This is a genomic window from Pseudomonas sp. PA-5-4B (assembly GCF_021606215.1).
GTDB lineage: Bacteria > Pseudomonadota > Gammaproteobacteria > Pseudomonadales > Pseudomonadaceae > Aquipseudomonas > Aquipseudomonas edaphica.
Map to the genome: position 1 here is coordinate 26457 of NZ_WKDB01000016.1, position 15922 is coordinate 42378.

At 60.3% G+C, this 15922-nt stretch carries 11 protein-coding genes; 1 reads left to right on the forward strand and 10 read right to left on the reverse strand.

Going from position 1 to position 15922, the window contains the following annotated elements:
* Positions 1–3 precede the first annotated feature (3 nt).
* The 7 genes from ureA to urtA all read right to left on the reverse strand — a co-directional run bounded on the left by ureA (position 4) and on the right by urtA (position 6969).
* Entirely contained in the window at positions 4–306 is a 303-nt protein-coding gene (ureA, locus tag GIW28_RS10215; protein WP_017136777.1) for an urease subunit gamma, read from the reverse strand.
* A gap of 159 nt (positions 307–465) precedes the next feature.
* On the reverse strand, positions 466–1305 hold the full coding sequence (locus GIW28_RS10220) for an urease accessory protein UreD (RefSeq protein ID WP_236446303.1): 840 nt from the start codon (positions 1303–1305) through the stop codon (positions 466–468).
* Between the two features lie 31 nt (positions 1306–1336).
* A complete protein-coding gene (urtE, locus tag GIW28_RS10225) occupies positions 1337–2035 on the reverse strand; it encodes an urea ABC transporter ATP-binding subunit UrtE (protein WP_065930636.1) in 699 nt (232 codons plus the stop codon).
* Between the two features lie 128 nt (positions 2036–2163).
* Positions 2164–2997, reverse strand: a complete 834-nt coding sequence (urtD, locus tag GIW28_RS10230) for an urea ABC transporter ATP-binding protein UrtD (RefSeq protein WP_169986495.1) — start codon at positions 2995–2997, stop codon at positions 2164–2166.
* Positions 2994–4061 carry an urea ABC transporter permease subunit UrtC gene (gene urtC, locus GIW28_RS10235; protein ID WP_017136773.1) on the reverse strand — a complete coding sequence of 356 codons (1068 nt, stop codon included), beginning with the start codon at positions 4059–4061 and terminating at the stop codon, positions 2994–2996. Before urtC ends, urtD begins: the two co-directional genes overlap by 4 nt.
* Entirely contained in the window at positions 4061–5563 is a 1503-nt protein-coding gene (urtB, locus tag GIW28_RS10240) for an urea ABC transporter permease subunit UrtB (RefSeq protein ID WP_169986493.1), read from the reverse strand. Before urtB ends, urtC begins: the two co-directional genes overlap by 1 nt.
* Positions 5564–5703: 140 nt before the next feature.
* Positions 5704–6969, reverse strand: a complete 1266-nt coding sequence (urtA, locus tag GIW28_RS10245; RefSeq protein WP_017136771.1) for an urea ABC transporter substrate-binding protein — start codon at positions 6967–6969, stop codon at positions 5704–5706.
* 299 nt (positions 6970–7268) lie between these two features.
* On the opposite strand from urtA, the gene GIW28_RS10250 reads away from it, so the two are divergent.
* On the forward strand, positions 7269–13160 hold the full coding sequence (locus GIW28_RS10250; RefSeq protein WP_236446289.1) for a DUF4329 domain-containing protein: 5892 nt from the start codon (positions 7269–7271) through the stop codon (positions 13158–13160).
* Between the two features lie 2 nt (positions 13161–13162).
* Here GIW28_RS10250 and GIW28_RS10255 read toward each other — a convergent pair whose 3' ends face one another.
* Genes GIW28_RS10255 through GIW28_RS10265 form a run of 3 tightly spaced genes read right to left on the reverse strand, consistent with a single transcriptional unit; the run spans position 13163 to position 15902 of the window.
* On the reverse strand, positions 13163–14173 hold the full coding sequence (locus tag GIW28_RS10255; protein WP_170040332.1) for a FecCD family ABC transporter permease: 1011 nt from the start codon (positions 14171–14173) through the stop codon (positions 13163–13165).
* Positions 14170–15117, reverse strand: coding sequence for an ABC transporter substrate-binding protein (locus tag GIW28_RS10260; protein ID WP_017136768.1), 948 nt, complete (start codon positions 15115–15117; stop codon positions 14170–14172). Before GIW28_RS10260 ends, GIW28_RS10255 begins: the two co-directional genes overlap by 4 nt.
* On the reverse strand, positions 15114–15902 hold the full coding sequence (locus GIW28_RS10265) for an ABC transporter ATP-binding protein (RefSeq protein ID WP_099548123.1): 789 nt from the start codon (positions 15900–15902) through the stop codon (positions 15114–15116). The genes GIW28_RS10260 and GIW28_RS10265 overlap by 4 nt, the downstream gene beginning before the upstream one ends.
* Positions 15903–15922 lie beyond the last annotated feature (20 nt).

The following is a 15922-nucleotide window of genomic DNA, read 5'->3' on the forward strand; positions in this document are numbered from 1 at the left end:
GCCTCACGCGATTGGCTGGTGGACGGTCACCAGCTTGGTGCCATCGGGGAAGGTGGCTTCCACCTGGATATCCGGGATCATTTCCGGGATGCCTTCCATCACTTGCTCGCGGCTGAGCAGGGTGGTGCCGTAGTGCATCAACTCGGCCACGGTGCGGCCATCGCGGGCACCTTCCATCAGCGCGGCCGAGATATAGGCGATGGTTTCCGGGTAGTTGAGCTTCACACCCCGCGCCAAGCGGCGCTCGGCCACCAGGCCAGCAGTGAAGATCAGCAGTTTGTCTTTTTCCCGTGGGGTCAAATCCATGGTTCAAGGTCCTTCAAACAGCATTCATAAAAACACCGCAGATCCCCTGTGGAAACAGGCTTGTGTGGGAGCTGGCTTGCCTGCGATAGCGGTGTATCAGGCACACCGCCATCGCAGGCAAGCCAGCTCCCACATAAACTCAGTTCCACAGGTTGATCTTCATGTGCTCCAGATTCTGGGTGGAACCGCTTCTCGCCCAAGCACACTCGGACGTAACAATTTCCATAAATCAATCAGCCAACCCCGCGCCAGCAGCGCCTCACTGGCCAGGCAGCGGGCGACCAGCAAGCCGGGCAGTTGGGTCAGGTCGCCGCGAATCGCATGGGGCAGGGCGCGGCAGGTTTCCAATAATTGAGGGTCTATATCGCCGGTCAGCAACAGCGTGGCAAACACCGGTTGCCCGTCCAGCCCGATGGGCGAGTCGAGCAAACCGTCGGCGCCTACAATGCGCTGGCGCTCATGCCAGAGCAACTGGCCGTCGCGGCGAATATCCAGCTGCGATTGAAAGTGGCCTAGGTCAAAACGTTCACCACTGGCCGGGCGGCCAAGGGCGATCACGTCCCAGTAGAACAGCCGGGCATCGCCTTGCAGGTCGATGCGCGTGCTGAGTTCGGCCTGGGCAGCGCTGAACACGATGGTTTCCTGGGGCAGCCATTCCAGGGTCGCACCAGCTTCCACGGTGAGGTCGAGTGTTTGATAGGCCGGGCCGCTGGCGCGATACCACTTGGCCGCACCGGGGCTGGTCAGTTGCGCCCATGAGCCTGCACCCACGTGTGCACTGATGTCCAGGCGGTCCCCGCCGGCTATCCCGCCGGGCGGGTGGACGATGATGTGCTGGCACACCTCGGGGCCTTCGGCGTACAAGTGCTTTTGCACCCGCAGCGGGCCGAGGTGGCGGCGCATTACCGGGCGCGTGGTGTCGCCGAAGCGCGCGTAGCCGAGTTCCAGCTCGGCATGCCAGCTGGGGGTGAACAGGGCAGGGGTAACGGGCAGGTTCATGTTTTTTTACTTATCGTCAGGACACAACAGATTAAATCGTAACCAGCCCGCGCACACCCTCGCTTTCCATATTTTCACCTCGGCCCTGCTGCACGATTTCACCACGAGACATCACCAGGTACTGGTCGGCCAGTTCGGCGGCAAAGTCGTAGAACTGCTCCACCAAAAGGATCGCCATATCACCGCGTGCCGCGAGCTTTTTGATCACTGCACCGATCTCCTTGATGACTGACGGCTGGATGCCCTCGGTAGGCTCGTCGAGAATCAACAGGCGCGGGCGGCTGGCCAATGCGCGGCCAATTGCTAACTGCTGCTGTTGACCGCCGGACAGGTCGCCACCGCGCCGATGTTTCATCTGCAGCAATACGGGGAACAGTTCATAGATAAACGCCGGGACTTCCTTGGCTTCGGAGCCTGGGAAGCGCGAGAGCCCCATCAACAGGTTTTCTTCCACCGTCAGCCGTCCGAAAATCTCCCGGCCCTGGGGCACGTAGGCGATGCCCGCGTGTACGCGCTGGTGCGGTTTGAACCCGGTGATGGCCTTGCCTTCCCAATTCACCGCGCCGTCTTTGGCCGGCAGCAAACCCATCAGGCATTTGAGCAAGGTGGTCTTGCCCACGCCGTTACGGCCGAGCAGGCAGGTGACTTCGCCAATCTTCACGTCAAATGAGAGCCCGCGCAGGATGTGGCTACCGCCGTAATACTGATGCAGCTTGTCGACTTGCAGCATGTTCAAAACCTCCTCAATTCCCCACTGAGGGAACTGGATCAAATGTGGGAGCTGGCTTGCCTGCGATGGCGGTGTATCAGGCTCACCGCTATCGCAGGCAAGCCAGCTCCCACATAAAGCGGTGCGCGTCAGCGACCGAGGTAAACCTCGATAACGCGCTCGTTTTCCTGCACCTGTGCAAGCGACCCTTCGGCCAGCACGCTGCCCTGGTGCAACACGGTCACGTGGTCGGCAATCGAACCGACAAACCCCATGTCGTGTTCCACCACCATCAGCGAATGCTTGCCCGCCAGGCGCTTGAACAGCTCGGCGGTGAACTCGGTTTCGGCGTCGGTCATGCCCGCCACCGGTTCATCCAGCAGCAACAGTTGCGGGTCTTGCATCAGCAGCATGCCGATTTCCAGGAACTGCTTCTGCCCGTGGGACAGCAACCCCGCCGGGCGCAGTGCCGAGGCGGTCAGGCGGATGGTATCGAGCACTTCCTCGATGCGGTCTTTCTGTTCGCCGCTCAGGCGTGCGCGCAGGCTGGCCCATACCGACTTGTCAGTCTTTTGCGCCAGCTCCAGGTTTTCGAACACGCTCAGGGCTTCGAACACCGTAGGCTTCTGGAACTTGCGGCCAATGCCGGCCTGGGCGATCTGCACTTCGCTCATGCTGGTCAAGTCGAGAGTTTCGCCAAACCAGGCCTTGCCGTGGCTGGGGCGGGTCTTGCCGGTGATCACGTCCATCAGTGTGGTCTTGCCCGCGCCGTTGGGGCCGATGATGCAGCGCAACTCGCCGACGCCGATATACAGGTTCAAGTCATTGAGCGCCTTGAAGCCATCGAAGCTGACGCTGATGTCTTCCAGGGTCAGGATGGTGCCGTGGCGGGTGTTCAGGCCCTTGCCGGCAGCCTGGCCGATACCGATGGCATCGCGGCCGCTGCCTGCATCGAAAATAGGTTCAAGCATGACGTTCCTCATTTCTTCAGCAGGCCGATGATGCCCTTGGGCAGGTACAGGGTGACGATGATGAACAGCGCCCCAAGGAAGAACAGCCAGTATTCCGGGAAGGCCACGGTGAACCAGCTCTTCATGCCATTGACCACACCGGCGCCCAGCAACGGCCCGATCAAGGTGCCGCGCCCGCCCAGGGCTACCCATACGGCGGCTTCGATAGAGTTGGTCGGCGACATTTCGCTGGGGTTGATAATGCCCACTTGCGGTACATACAACGCGCCTGCCAAACCACACAGCACCGCACTCAACACCCACACAAACAGCTTGAAGCCACGTGGGTCGTAGCCGCAGAACATCAGGCGGTTCTCGGCGTCACGCAATGCCGTCAGCACGCGGCCGAACTTGCTCTGCGCCAGGCGCCAGCCGGTGTACAAGCTGGCGACCAGCAACAGTACGGTGGCCACAAACAGCACCGCCCGCGTGCCCGGCTCGGTGATGCCAAAGCCCAGAATGCTGCGAAAGTTAGTGAAGCCGTTATTGCCGCCAAACCCGGTTTCGTTGCGGAAAAACAGCAGCATCCCGGCAAAGGTCAACGCCTGGGTCATGATCGAGAAATACACGCCCTTGATCCGCGAACGAAAGGCGAAGAACCCGAACACCAACGCCAATAAACCGGGTGCCAATACCACCAGGCACATGGCCCAGAGGAAGTGCTCGGTGCCGACCCAATACCACGGCAATTCGGTCCACGACAAAAAGGTCATGAACGCCGGCAACTCATCGCCGGACGCCTGGCGCATCAGGTACATGCCCATCGCATAACCGCCGAGGGCAAAGAACAAACCGTGGCCGAGGGACAACATCCCCGCATAGCCCCACACCAGATCCAGCGCGAGGGCGACGATGGCGTAGCAGAGGATCTTGCCCACCAGCGTCAGGGTGTAGGCCGAGACGTAAAACGGATTTGCCGGCGACAGCAGCGAGCACAAAGGCAGCGCCAGCAGCAGGATCAAAATCACCGTACCCACCGCTATCGTGATCTTGGGGCCGGCCTTTTGCGCGGCGGTAAGCATCAATGGCTGGTTCATCAGTCGATCACCCGTCCTTTTAGTGCAAAGAGTCCTTGCGGGCGTTTCTGGATAAACAGAATGATCAGCGCGAGGATCAGGATCTTGCCGAGCACGGCGCCGATCTGCGGTTCAAGAATCTTGTTGGCGATGCCCAGCCCGAAGGCGGCCATCACGCTACCGGCCAACTGGCCGACGCCGCCGAGCACCACCACCAGGAACGAGTCGATGATGTAGCTCTGGCCCAGTTCCGGGCCGACGTTGCCGATCTGGCTCAGCGCCACACCACCCAGGCCCGCGATACCGGAGCCAAGGCCAAAGGCGAGCATGTCCACACGCCCGGTGGGCACGCCGCAGCAGGCGGCCATGTTGCGGTTCTGGGTGACGGCGCGCACGTTGAGGCCCAGGCGCGTCTTGTTCAGCAGCAGCCAGGTCAGCACTACCACGCACAGGGCAAAGGCGATGATCACGATGCGGTTGTACGGCAGCACCAGGTTGGGCAGCACTTGAATGCCGCCGGACAGCCATTCGGGGTTGGCGACTTCGACGTTCTGCGCACCGAACACCAGGCGCACCAGCTGGATCAGCATCAGGCTGATGCCCCAGGTGGCCAGCAGGGTTTCCAGCGGCCGCCCGTAGAGGTGGCGAATCACCGTGCGCTCCAGCGCCATGCCAATCGCGGCAGTCACAAAGAAAGCCACCGGCAGCGCAATCAGCGGGTAGAACTCGATGGCCGACGGTACGTAGCGCTGCATCATCAACTGCACCACATACGTGGAGTAAGCGCCGAGCATCAGCATCTCGCCGTGGGCCATGTTGATCACGCCAAGCAGGCCGAAGGTGATCGCCAGGCCCAGGGCCGCGAGCAGCAGGATCGAACCCAAAGACATGCCACTGAAAGCCTGGCCGAGGATCTCGCCGAACATCAATTTGCGTTTGACCTGAGCCAGGCTGGTCTCGGCGGCGGTGTGCACGGCGGCATCGGTTTCGACACCGGGCGCCAGCAGCGCCTCAAGGCGTGTGCGCGCCAGCGGGTCACCGGTACTGCCTAGCAGGCGCACGGCGGCGAGGCGAATGACCGGGTCGGGGTCGACCAGTTGCAGGTTGGCCAGGGCCAGGCTCAACGCGGTGTGCACGGCCTCGTTGGTCTCGGCGGCGACTTGCTGGTCGAGGAATTTGAGCTGCGCAGGTTGTGCGCTTTTTTGCAGGGTTTGCGCAGCAGCGAGGCGCACCTTCGGGTCGGCGGCGAGCAGTTGCTGGCTGGCTTGCACGTTGTCGATCAAGCCGCGCAGGCGGTTGTTCAGGCGCACGGTTTTGGTTTCGCCGTTGACGTTAAGTTGGCCTTGTTGCAGCGCGTCCACCAGCTCGATGCGCGCCGGGTCGGGCTGGGCGGCCCAGTCCTGGAGCAGCTTGGCTTGTTGCATCGGGTTGGCGTTGATGAAGTCTTCGGCGTCGCTGGCGTGTGCGGCAAAGGGCAGCAACAGCAGGGCGGCGAGGATGAGGCGGTAAAGGGCAGTGGGCATAGTCTTGGGCCTTGCTCGAACAAATGTGGGAGCTGGCTTGCCTGCGATGGCGGTGTATCAGATACACCCAGTTGTCTGCATCGCAGGCAAGCCAGCTCCCACAGGGTGTGTGTCAGCCTTAAGGGCCGACACCCCTCGGATCAGTTGCTCTTCACGGCATAGTCCGGCTTTTTGTCATTACCCGGAATGTACGGGCTCCACGGTTGGGCGCGGATCGGCTTCTCGGTCTGCCATACCACCGAGAACTGCCCGTCGGCCTGGATTTCACCGATCATCACCGGCTTGTGCAGGTGGTGGTTGGTCTTGTCCATGGTCAGGGTGAAGCCCGACGGCGCGGCGAAGGTCTGGCCGGCCATGGCTTCACGGACTTTGTCGACATCGGTGGATTTGGCTTTCTCAACCGCCTGTGCCCACATATGGATGCCTACGTAGGTGGCTTCCATCGGGTCGTTGGTCACGGCTTTGTCCGCGCCTGGCAGGTTGTGGGCTTTGGCGTAGGCCTTCCAGTCCGCAACGAATTTCTTGTTCACCGGGTTCTCCACCGACTGGAAGTAGTTCCAGGCCGCGAGGTTGCCCACCAGTGGCTTGGTGTCGATGCCGCGCAGCTCTTCTTCACCCACCGAGAACGCCACCACCGGTACATCGGTAGCTTTCAAACCCTGGTTGGCCAGCTCCTTGTAGAACGGCACGTTGGAGTCGCCATTCACGGTGGAGATCACTGCGGTCTTGCCGCCGGCCGAGAACTTCTTGATGTTGGCGACGATGGTCTGGTAATCGCTATGGCCGAACGGGGTGTAGACCTCTTCAATATCTTTATCCGCTACGCCTTTGGAATGCAGGAACGAACGCAGGATCTTGTTGGTGGTGCGTGGGTACACATAATCGGTACCGAGCAGGAAGAAGCGCTTGGCGCCGCCACCTTCTTCGCTCATCAGGTATTCCACGGCCGGGATCGCCTGCTGGTTAGGCGCTGCACCGGTATAGAACACGTTCGGCGACATCTCTTCACCTTCGTATTGCACCGGGTAGAACAGCAGGCCGTTGAGTTCTTCGAACACCGGCAATACCGATTTACGTGACACCGAGGTCCAGCAGCCAAACACCACGGCAACCTTGTCCTGGGTCAGCAACTGCCGGCCTTTTTCGGCAAACAGCGGCCAGTTCGACGCCGGGTCCACCACCACCGGTTCCAGCATCTTGCCGTTCACACCGCCCTTGGCGTTGATCTCGTCGATGGTCATCAAGGCCATGTCTTTAAGCGAAGTTTCGGAGATTGCCATGGTGCCGGACAGCGAGTGCAGGATGCCGACCTTGATGGTCTCTGCGGCCTGGACGGTCCAGGTCAAACCCATGGCGGCAATGGATGCCGACAAAGTGAAAGCCTTGATCAAGCTACGACGCTTCATGGTGCGATCTCCGTAAACCGATAGTGTTGTGGGGCAGATACACAGGGCTTTGCAAAGGCTGTGCCTGCGCCGTGCAGTACCGGTTTCAGGGCGCTATGGCGCCCGTCGCTGTCGCATGGCGCACCAGTGTGGCGCCGCTAAAGCGGCCCCGTGCAGGGCAAGCCTCAAAACGGGGCATCGCGTGAGGGCGGACTTGTTGGGGTGCCTATTTGGCACCCCAGGTCGCCTGCCATTGCCGAAGATGGGCTTTATGGCCGCCAATCCTGGCGCCATGAAGCCTGTCATAGGAAGGTGATGCGATGGCACGAGTCAAACGTGGCTGGTTTGGGGCAGACCCCAAGCCAGAGGTGGAGTTGCCCCCGGTTGGGCCGGGGTTTGTCAGCATGGATGATGCGGCCCGGTATGCCCATCACCAGATGGGTGGCGCGCAGGACAAGGAGTATGGCGGGGTCATTATGCAAAGCCTGGCCGACGATCTGTTTTACGCGACCGACCCCATTGAGGGCGGCGAGAATTTTTTTGATGTGGGCACGGTTCTCAACGAGGACAGTAATAAGCGGCTCCTGCATCCCGAGGGCTATCGGTGCGTGGCGGATTATCACTCGCACCCGGACTTTTTCACCCAGTACAAAAGCAACAACCCTGAGCTTTCAGCTCGTCAGATCAAGGCGCTGAACAGCTTTTATTCCGAGCCTGACTTGATCGGCAATATTCTGGATCCGGTATTTTTCAGCGCCTTCTATGTGTCCGGCCCTGATGGTTCGTTGTTCAAGCACGTCCCCACCCGTTCGGAGGCCGAGCGGCGTTTTGCCGTGTGGCTGCGGGACAAGGAACCGTTCGGCAGGCCCGAAGGCTATGACGGTGTGGTGGAGAATCTATTCAAGAAAGTCGCCAGCGTCAGCCAGCTGTCGATTGTCGTGTCCAACGCCGTGTGGGGCGGCTCTACGGGAGAGGTGCCCCACACATGGACGCCCTACCGGGTCTTCAAAACCAAAACCCAGGAGCTGCCGCCCTGTGGCCCCGTGCAGGCGAGCCTCACCGATGCGCTCAGCCACGCTCGGGCGCGTTTGGCCGCTATGCCAGGGGCGGCCCAGTATGTGTTCCTGCTCAAGCATGATACCCAGGACTTGTATGGGGTGACCGAGCCTTCTGGCACGGTCGACCGCCAGCCCTCGGTGCAAGAGGTTTTTCCCAAGGACATGGACGGCAAACATCGCCTGCCTGCGCATTTTCACTTGATCGGTATTTGCCTGGGCAAGACGGGCTATGCGGCATTGGCCCAGACCCGGCAACCATGGCTGTACCGCAATTTCTTTTCACCCCCGGAACTGGTCCGGCACCTTTACCAGGGGCGATTGGTGCCTGAACTGCTCAAGCAGTCCGGGCTGTCGATATTTCTTAACACCGAAGATGGCGCGGTGTTGCGCTACACCTGTTCATTCTCGGCTATCGAAGCGCAGCTTTATCGTGTTGAGCCTGACGGCGCGATTGTGGATAACCAAATCGATTCGACCTTGATCGCCGGCAGCCTCAAACCGAGTGAGTTCGTGCAGCGCCTGGCGGCGGCGGGACAATTGACGGTGCTCAAGGCCAGCGCTCCCGGCAAGGGCAGCCAACTCTGGGACAAAACCGGCACGGTCGAGGCGAATTGGCGACCCTTTTCTGGCATTCCCTTACCGGTGTTCAGTCCGGCCTTTATCACCGCCGATGATGCGGCGCGTTGGGCGCATGCGGTGATCGGCCAGCGTCGTGACATTGAGTATGGTGGTGTGATCTTCAAGCGCGGCAATCGCTTCTACGCCACAGATCCCATCGCAGGAGAGCGCGTTCAATTTGATCACGGGCGCATGTTGGCCCGTGACAGTGAGGGCAAGTTCATCGCCCCTGATGATTACCAGGCCGAGGCCTTTTACCACTCTCATCCCGCCGATGCTGAGGGCATCAAGCGCGCACTTCCACACTTCACGGCGGACCAGGTGCAGGTGTTCAACAACTTCTATTCCGGTGCCGATCAACTCTTCAGCTTTGAAAAAAGAATGTTCGCCAAAGTCCACTATTTGTCCGGGCCAGATGATGTGCTGCTCAAGTATGTCAGCAGTGGCTCGATCGCTGAAAAAACGCTGGACCTGCAACTGCGCGGCGGGCCGGGTGAAACCAGCAGTGATTTCGAGCATCCCATCCGGTTGCTGGCTGCGGCGGGTGAGTTGTGGACAGTGATTGCCAACCCGGTATGGGGAGGCGTTCGCGGGCGTATAAGCAACACATGGCGGATCAGAACGCCGGCGACCCTTGCACCGCAACAACCGTTTTTTACTCAGGTGTTTTCACGGCCTGAGCTTGCGGTGTTGCGTGCACTTTCGCTGGCGGGGAGCGAGGGCGGCCGGTGTGGCTTTGTACTCAAGCACTCCCGTGATGACGCGTATGTTGCGACGTTGGCACTGCCCAAGGGTGATCCACTGTTTTCGCCAAACCTGGTGTTTCCAAAACGCCCAGACGGCAAGCTGCGCTTGCCTTCGCAATTTCGGCTGGAAGCCATTTACTTCAGCAGTTGGTACGAGACCGGCGAAATTGCCGCCCGGGAAACCTGGCTGGCCAGTGCGTTTTTCACCCCGGCGCAGGTGGTGGCCGCCACCCGTCAAGCGCGCGCAAGCCAGGACAGCCAGAGCCCGGCCCGTGGGTTGTCGCTGTACATGCTGGCCTCGGATTCATCGCTGTTGAGCTTCAGGGTGCCCGCAGCCACGAACACCACCGATCTGGTGCGGGAAACCGACACGGGCGAGCTAAACGATAACGGTGCTCAGGCGGCCATGCTCACCGGTACGTTGAGCCCTCGGGCTTACGTGCGCAGGGTTATTGCGGCGACGGACCTTTCGGTGGTGCAGGCCGGAGGATTGTGGCGCAAGGTCGGGAGGGTAGATAACCGCTCGAACCTGATAGAGTCGTTTTACAAGGCAACCCTTAGCCGTTCGTTTCTCTCGGCGCGCGATGCCGCGGTGTATGCCCATGAGCAAATCAACAACTGGCGTGGCGGCTACTACGGCGGTTATATACTCAAGGGCGAAGACGGCCGTTTTGTTATCACTGAGCCAGTGTCCAGTGCGGCCAACCCATTTGCCTTCACTCTGTTTTTTCCACGCGACGGTAACGGGCCGTTGATCCCGCCGGAGCCTTATGTGTTGCATGCTCGCTACGGTTCCCATATCGCTCTGTCGATGGTGAGCCCGGCCTGGGTTGCGCGGCGCGGCTGGACGCATGAGGAGGCGCAGATCAACCTGCAAGTGTTCTCCGATGATGAAATGTACTCGATCATTCCGGCCGGTCGCGTGGCGTACCTGTCGGGGGCCAGTGATTGCTTGTTGGAGTACACCCCAAATCATTCGGCGCAGGAACAGTTGCTGCTGGCCAATATCGGCCCGCAGGCTGGCGACAACAGCCTCGGCAAGCGCCTCGACAGCGGGCAGATCCGGCCGGCCGATTGGGTCCGGCGGCTGGCCGAGGCGGGGGACTTCAAGATCATCCTGGGCAACCCGTTATGGGGCCAGCGTTCGGTGGTCTACAACGACTGGACGCCTAACTATTCCTACGCACCAAGATCGGGCCCACCTGACTACACCACCTACGGTGCCGTATTTGCCAGTGCCGATGAGGCGGCCCGTAACCTGCACGGACGCGTGCATGCGCGCAACTTCGCGCAGGCGGCCTGTTTTGCTTTCATCCTCAAGCATAGGGACAAGGAGCAGTACATCGCCAGCGAGGTAGTGGGCGTTGTCAGTGAGAGCGAACTGTTCAATCTCAACAGCCTGTTTGAACTTAAGCCCGAGGGGGGTTACCAGCTACCCGATGGTTTTATATTGCACGGGCTGTTTCGCTCGCAGCAATGGTCACGTGCCGGGCAAAATACGTCGAACGCCTGGTTGACGCTGTTTTTTGTCACGCCAACAGTATTGTTCTCTGCTCTTTTTGCCGCTATTCGGAGTGGCCCGAGCAACCTGTCGGTGTACTTTTCCACCCTTGATGGCGCGCTGTTGCGGTATGAGCCCCCGCGGCTTGACGTCAAAAGTGGCGGCCCGGCAGATACATTGCTGACGCAGGCGCAGCAAGCATTGGACTCCGGCGAGAAGACACCCCAGAGCTTCCTCAGTGAGTGGGCGCTGAAGGGAATGCTGCATGTGGTACGTACCAGCCAGTTCTGGGATAAAAAAGGTCAGGTCGCCCCTAGCTGGAGCAGTTACGCAACCCTGACACCGCGGCGTTTAAGCCCCTGCTTCGCGAGTGCCGACGATGCAGCCCGCTATGCAGCTGCCAGGGTGAACAACGGATACTATCGGCGTTTTGCCGGGGTGATACTCAGGCTGGGAAATGGTCTGTTTGTCTCGACTGAACCACTGGCGCTTCCACCTCAAGGGTTGGCATTACACTGGATATACCCGGATCGGGCTGCTGATTTAGCGCTTTACCCTCAGAACAGTACGATTGTTGCGCGCTATCGTTCTTTGATAGATCAAGAGGGGCCGTTGTTGTTATCCGTCGCCCAAAAAGCCATCTATAAAACCATGATACCGACTGCGGTATTGTCAAACCTGTTGCGTCGTGAGGCCCACCTTAACCGTGAATATGTGTTTGGCCCCAGTGGCTCGATCCTCAGTTACCACCTGTCGGGCTCTGCCGAGGAGGAGCGACTCAAGGATCGTCTCGCGCCACTTAACAAGGTCAAGGGTGATTACGGTGACAACAGTATTGAGCAGCAACTTCGCAGTGGCACGCTCTCGCCGCAGGACTTCATCACCGAGGTGGTGAAAGCCGGCAATCTGAGCGTGATAGAAGGCGATGGGGTATGGGGTCCGCCCAGAAAGTTGGCGGGGGATTTTGTGGCGAATATACCGCCAACCCATCCTGGGGATATTCGCGCTGTGTTCATGGACGCGCCCTGCAGCCCGATTTTCACCCGGGCGGTCGATGCCGTTCGTTACGCTCAACGCCTATGGAAGCCTCAAACCGAAGTGGCCTTCGGTTACGTACTCAAGTCGGCTAACAAACCGTTCTATAAGGCAACCCTGGCGCTTGTCAGAGACGACTTTGCTGATTTTAAACAGGTCTTTATCGACGGCCAATTGCCACAGGGCTATGTGTTTGATGGTTTGTATCTCTGTGCTTCGACCGTGGCCATCGCCGGTAGCAATGATGAAATGGCGCGCAGTTTTTTCCCGCCCCAGTACATCGCCAAGGCACTCAACGTTGTCACCTATGCACGTAACGGCAGTGCTCCGACGCTGTATCTGTTGTGCAGCGACGGTGCGCTGCTCACGTATGAGTTTCCCAAAACGGCGCCGTTGTACCCATGGACGAGCAAGGCACATATCGAACGCACACAATTGCTCGATGGCTCCCTTACGGTACGTGATTATGTGCGCCGCCTTGCGGGCGCGGGGAAGTTGTACATTCGGGTGACCAGTGAGGTCTGGGGTAAGAAAGAGAGGGTCACTGAGCATTGGGAGCCGAATAAAGCGCCTCATGCTTTCGGCGACGATCCGCATTTTCATTCGTTCTGCGGCCCGCTGTTTACTTACACCGATGATGCGGCCCGCTATGCACAAGGCTTGGTTGCACCGTTCAAGGGCAAGCAGTACCTGGGCGCTGTGCTGGTGCCGGGGCAAACGCCGGGGTACGTCGCGCTGGACCCGGTGGAAGATCAGGGTACGGGAAGTACCAGTACCCTGGAATTGTTGTTCTGGGCTGATCATGCCGGGTTTGATGTACCGCCTGAAAATACACTGAGTACCTACAAAATCGCCGCTGTGCAGGCGTTCTATAAAGCCATTGCGTCGACGTCCAGCTTTGAAGCGATAGATAAAGAACTCTTGGGTAACTTCGTTGCCAAGGACGATCTTCACGACTACGTGTCGGTAGCCAGGGCGAATGCCCCTGACGCCGAGAGTTGTTATCTGTCCTGCCGCAATGGTGCGCTGCTCAAGTACGTACCGGCGTTTACGGCATCTGAAGACCGATTGCTTGCCCCGGGTATGGCACCAGTGCCCCGTGTGTTCGTTGCGCGATTGCGAACCTTGGGCAAATTGTCAGTGCTGGTCACCGATGCCTTCTGGAGAGTTGCTGGGCCATTGGGTGAGGAGTGGAGCGAGGCAGAGCCGGAACCCGAAGAGTTCTGGTATGAACGGAATCGGGACGAACTCTGAGTTCAGCGCTTACGCATCAACCCGATAAAAAACAGCCCGCCAATCGCCGCCGTCGCCACGCCAATGGGCAAGTCTTCGGGGGCGATCAGGGTGCGGGCGGCGACATCAACCCACACCAGGAACAGGCTGCCCAGCAACGCGCACACCGGCAATAAGCGCCGGTGCTCAGCGCCCACAAGACGCCGCGCAATATGCGGCACCATCAGCCCGACAAAGCCTATGGAGCCGCTGATGGACACCAGCACACCGGTCATCAACGACGCCACCAGGAACACCTTCAAACGCACAGAACGTGCGTTCATGCCCAGGGTCACGGCGGTCTGTTCGCCGGCCATCAATGCGTTCAGTGGCCGCGCCATGCCCACCAGTATCAACAGCCCCAGCAGCACAGTCGCAGTGGGGATCGCCAACAGTTCCCAGCGCGCCAGGCCCAGGCCGCCGAGCATCCAGAACATCACCGCCGAGGCGGCGCGATGGTCGCCCATGAACAGCAGCAGGTTGGCCACCGCCATCATCACGAATGACACGGCTACGCCGCACAACAGCAGGCGATCACTCTCCAGGCGGCCGTTACGACTGGCCACGGCCAGCACCACCAGCATGCTCAGCAGCGCACCGATGAAGGCGGCGATAGGTAAGGTCAGCAAGCCGACGACTTCCCCTACGTGCAACACCACGACCACCGCGCCGAGAGTGGCGCCGGAGGTCACGCCGAGCAGGTGCGGGTCGGCCAGCGGGTTGCGCGTCACCGCCTGCAACACGGCGCCGATCAACGCCAGCCCGGCGCCGACCAGTGCGCCAAGCAACATGCGCGGCACGCGGATCAACCAGACGATATGTTCCTGGCCGGTGCTCCAGTTGACGTCACCGAGGCCGAAGGCCTTGTTGAGCAGAATCCGCCACACCACGTCCGCTGGCACCCGCGCCGAGCCAAACCCCAGCGAGATCACGCAAGAGACCAGCAACAACGCGCCAAGCGCACTCAGCAGCAGAGCATAGCGGCGGCTGATCATTCGCCGTGGAACCCTTTGGCCAGGGTTTCCACCGCCAGCACGTTGTCGATGCCTGGCGTTGCCTGCACATACGGGATCACGATAAAGCGCTGATTCTTGATGGCGTCCACCGACTGCAACGCCGGGTTATCCAACAGGAATTGTTCTTTTTGCGCGGCGGTGATTTCGCTGTAGTCGACAATCACGATCACCTGCGGGTTGCGCTCCACGACTGTCTCCCAATTGACGCGGGTCCAGCTGGCGTCGATGTCATCGAGGATATTGCGCCCGCCTGCGGCGGTGATCAGCGCTTGCGGCATGCCGAGGCGGCCGGAGGTCATGGCGCGGTCTTCGCCGCTGTCATAGAGGAACACCCGAGGCTTGTCGGCGGGCAGGTGCTGTTGCACCTCGGCCACTTGCGCCTGCATCTGCGCGATCAAGGCCGTGGCGCGGTCCTGCACGTTGAAGATCTTGCCCAGGTTGCGCAGGTCGTTATAGGTGTCGTCCAGGGTCGCGGCCGGGCGCTTCATTACGAAGGCGCAGGACTCGGTCAGCTCGTAGACGTTGATGCCCAGTGGCTGCAAAGTTTGCGGCGTGAGATCGCCGCCCACGCGCATGCCGTAATCCCAGCCGGCGAAGAAGAAATCCACGTTGGCGTTGAGCAGGGTTTCCACCGACGGGTACTTGCTCGCCAGCTCCGGCAGGCCGACGAGAGTGTCGGCCATTTGCGGCGTCACCGACTTCCAGCCGGTGACGCCACTGTAGCCGGCCATGTGATCCTTGAGCCCCAGGGCGAGCATCATTTGGGTCATGTTGATGTCGTGGCTGACCGCGTATTTCGGCGCTTCCTGAAAGGTCACGTCGCGGTTGCAGCTTTTGACGGTCACCGGGTAATGGGTGGCTTCGGCAAACGCTTGGGCAGTGCCGAACAACAACGCGAGAGACAACAGGGAGCGCAGGATCATGGTTGGGTTATCCAGGTGATTCGGGGGTAGCCGGCCAAAGGGTGAGCGTCGATCAAGGCTTCGACGCCGAAGACATCACGCAGCAACTCGGCGGTCAGCACTTGGTGAGGCGTGCCGCTGGCGACAATGCGCCCATGGTTGATCACGTATAAACGGTCACAGAAAGCCGCGGCCAGGTTCAGGTCATGAATGCTGGCCAGGGTGCCGATGTTCAAGCGCTTGACCAGCCGCAGCAGCTCCAACTGGTAGCGTGGGTCGAGGTGGTTGGTCGGCTCGTCGAGGATCAACAATTGCGGCTGCTGCGCCAAGGCGCGGGCGAGGATCACGCGCTGCTTTTCACCGCCCGAGAGCGTGGCGAACGCGTGGTCTTCAAAGCCGTGCATACCGACCGATTCCAGTGCCTGCCGGATGAGATGCTGGTCGTGCAGTGTGTCGCCATCGAACAACCCCTTGTGGGGCGTGCGGCCCATGCCGACCACTTCGTCGACGCGCAAGCCGAAGGTGTCCGGGAACTCCTGCAGCACCACCGCGATGCGTTGTGCGCACCATTTTGCGCTTTGTTTCCACACATTCTGGTGTTCGAGCAGCACGTCACCGCGTTCGGGTTTGCTGAAGCGATAAGCGCAGCGCAACAGGCTGGTCTTGCCGCTGCCGTTAGGGCCGATCAGCCCGACAAACTCGCCCGCGCCGACCTGCAGGCTGGCATCTCGCAGCTGGAAGCGATGATTGCAGTGGTCGTGGCCGGGTGGGGTCCAACCAAGGTCGGTGAGGGTGAGTGAGGCCATCAATATTCTCAAGTTCAACA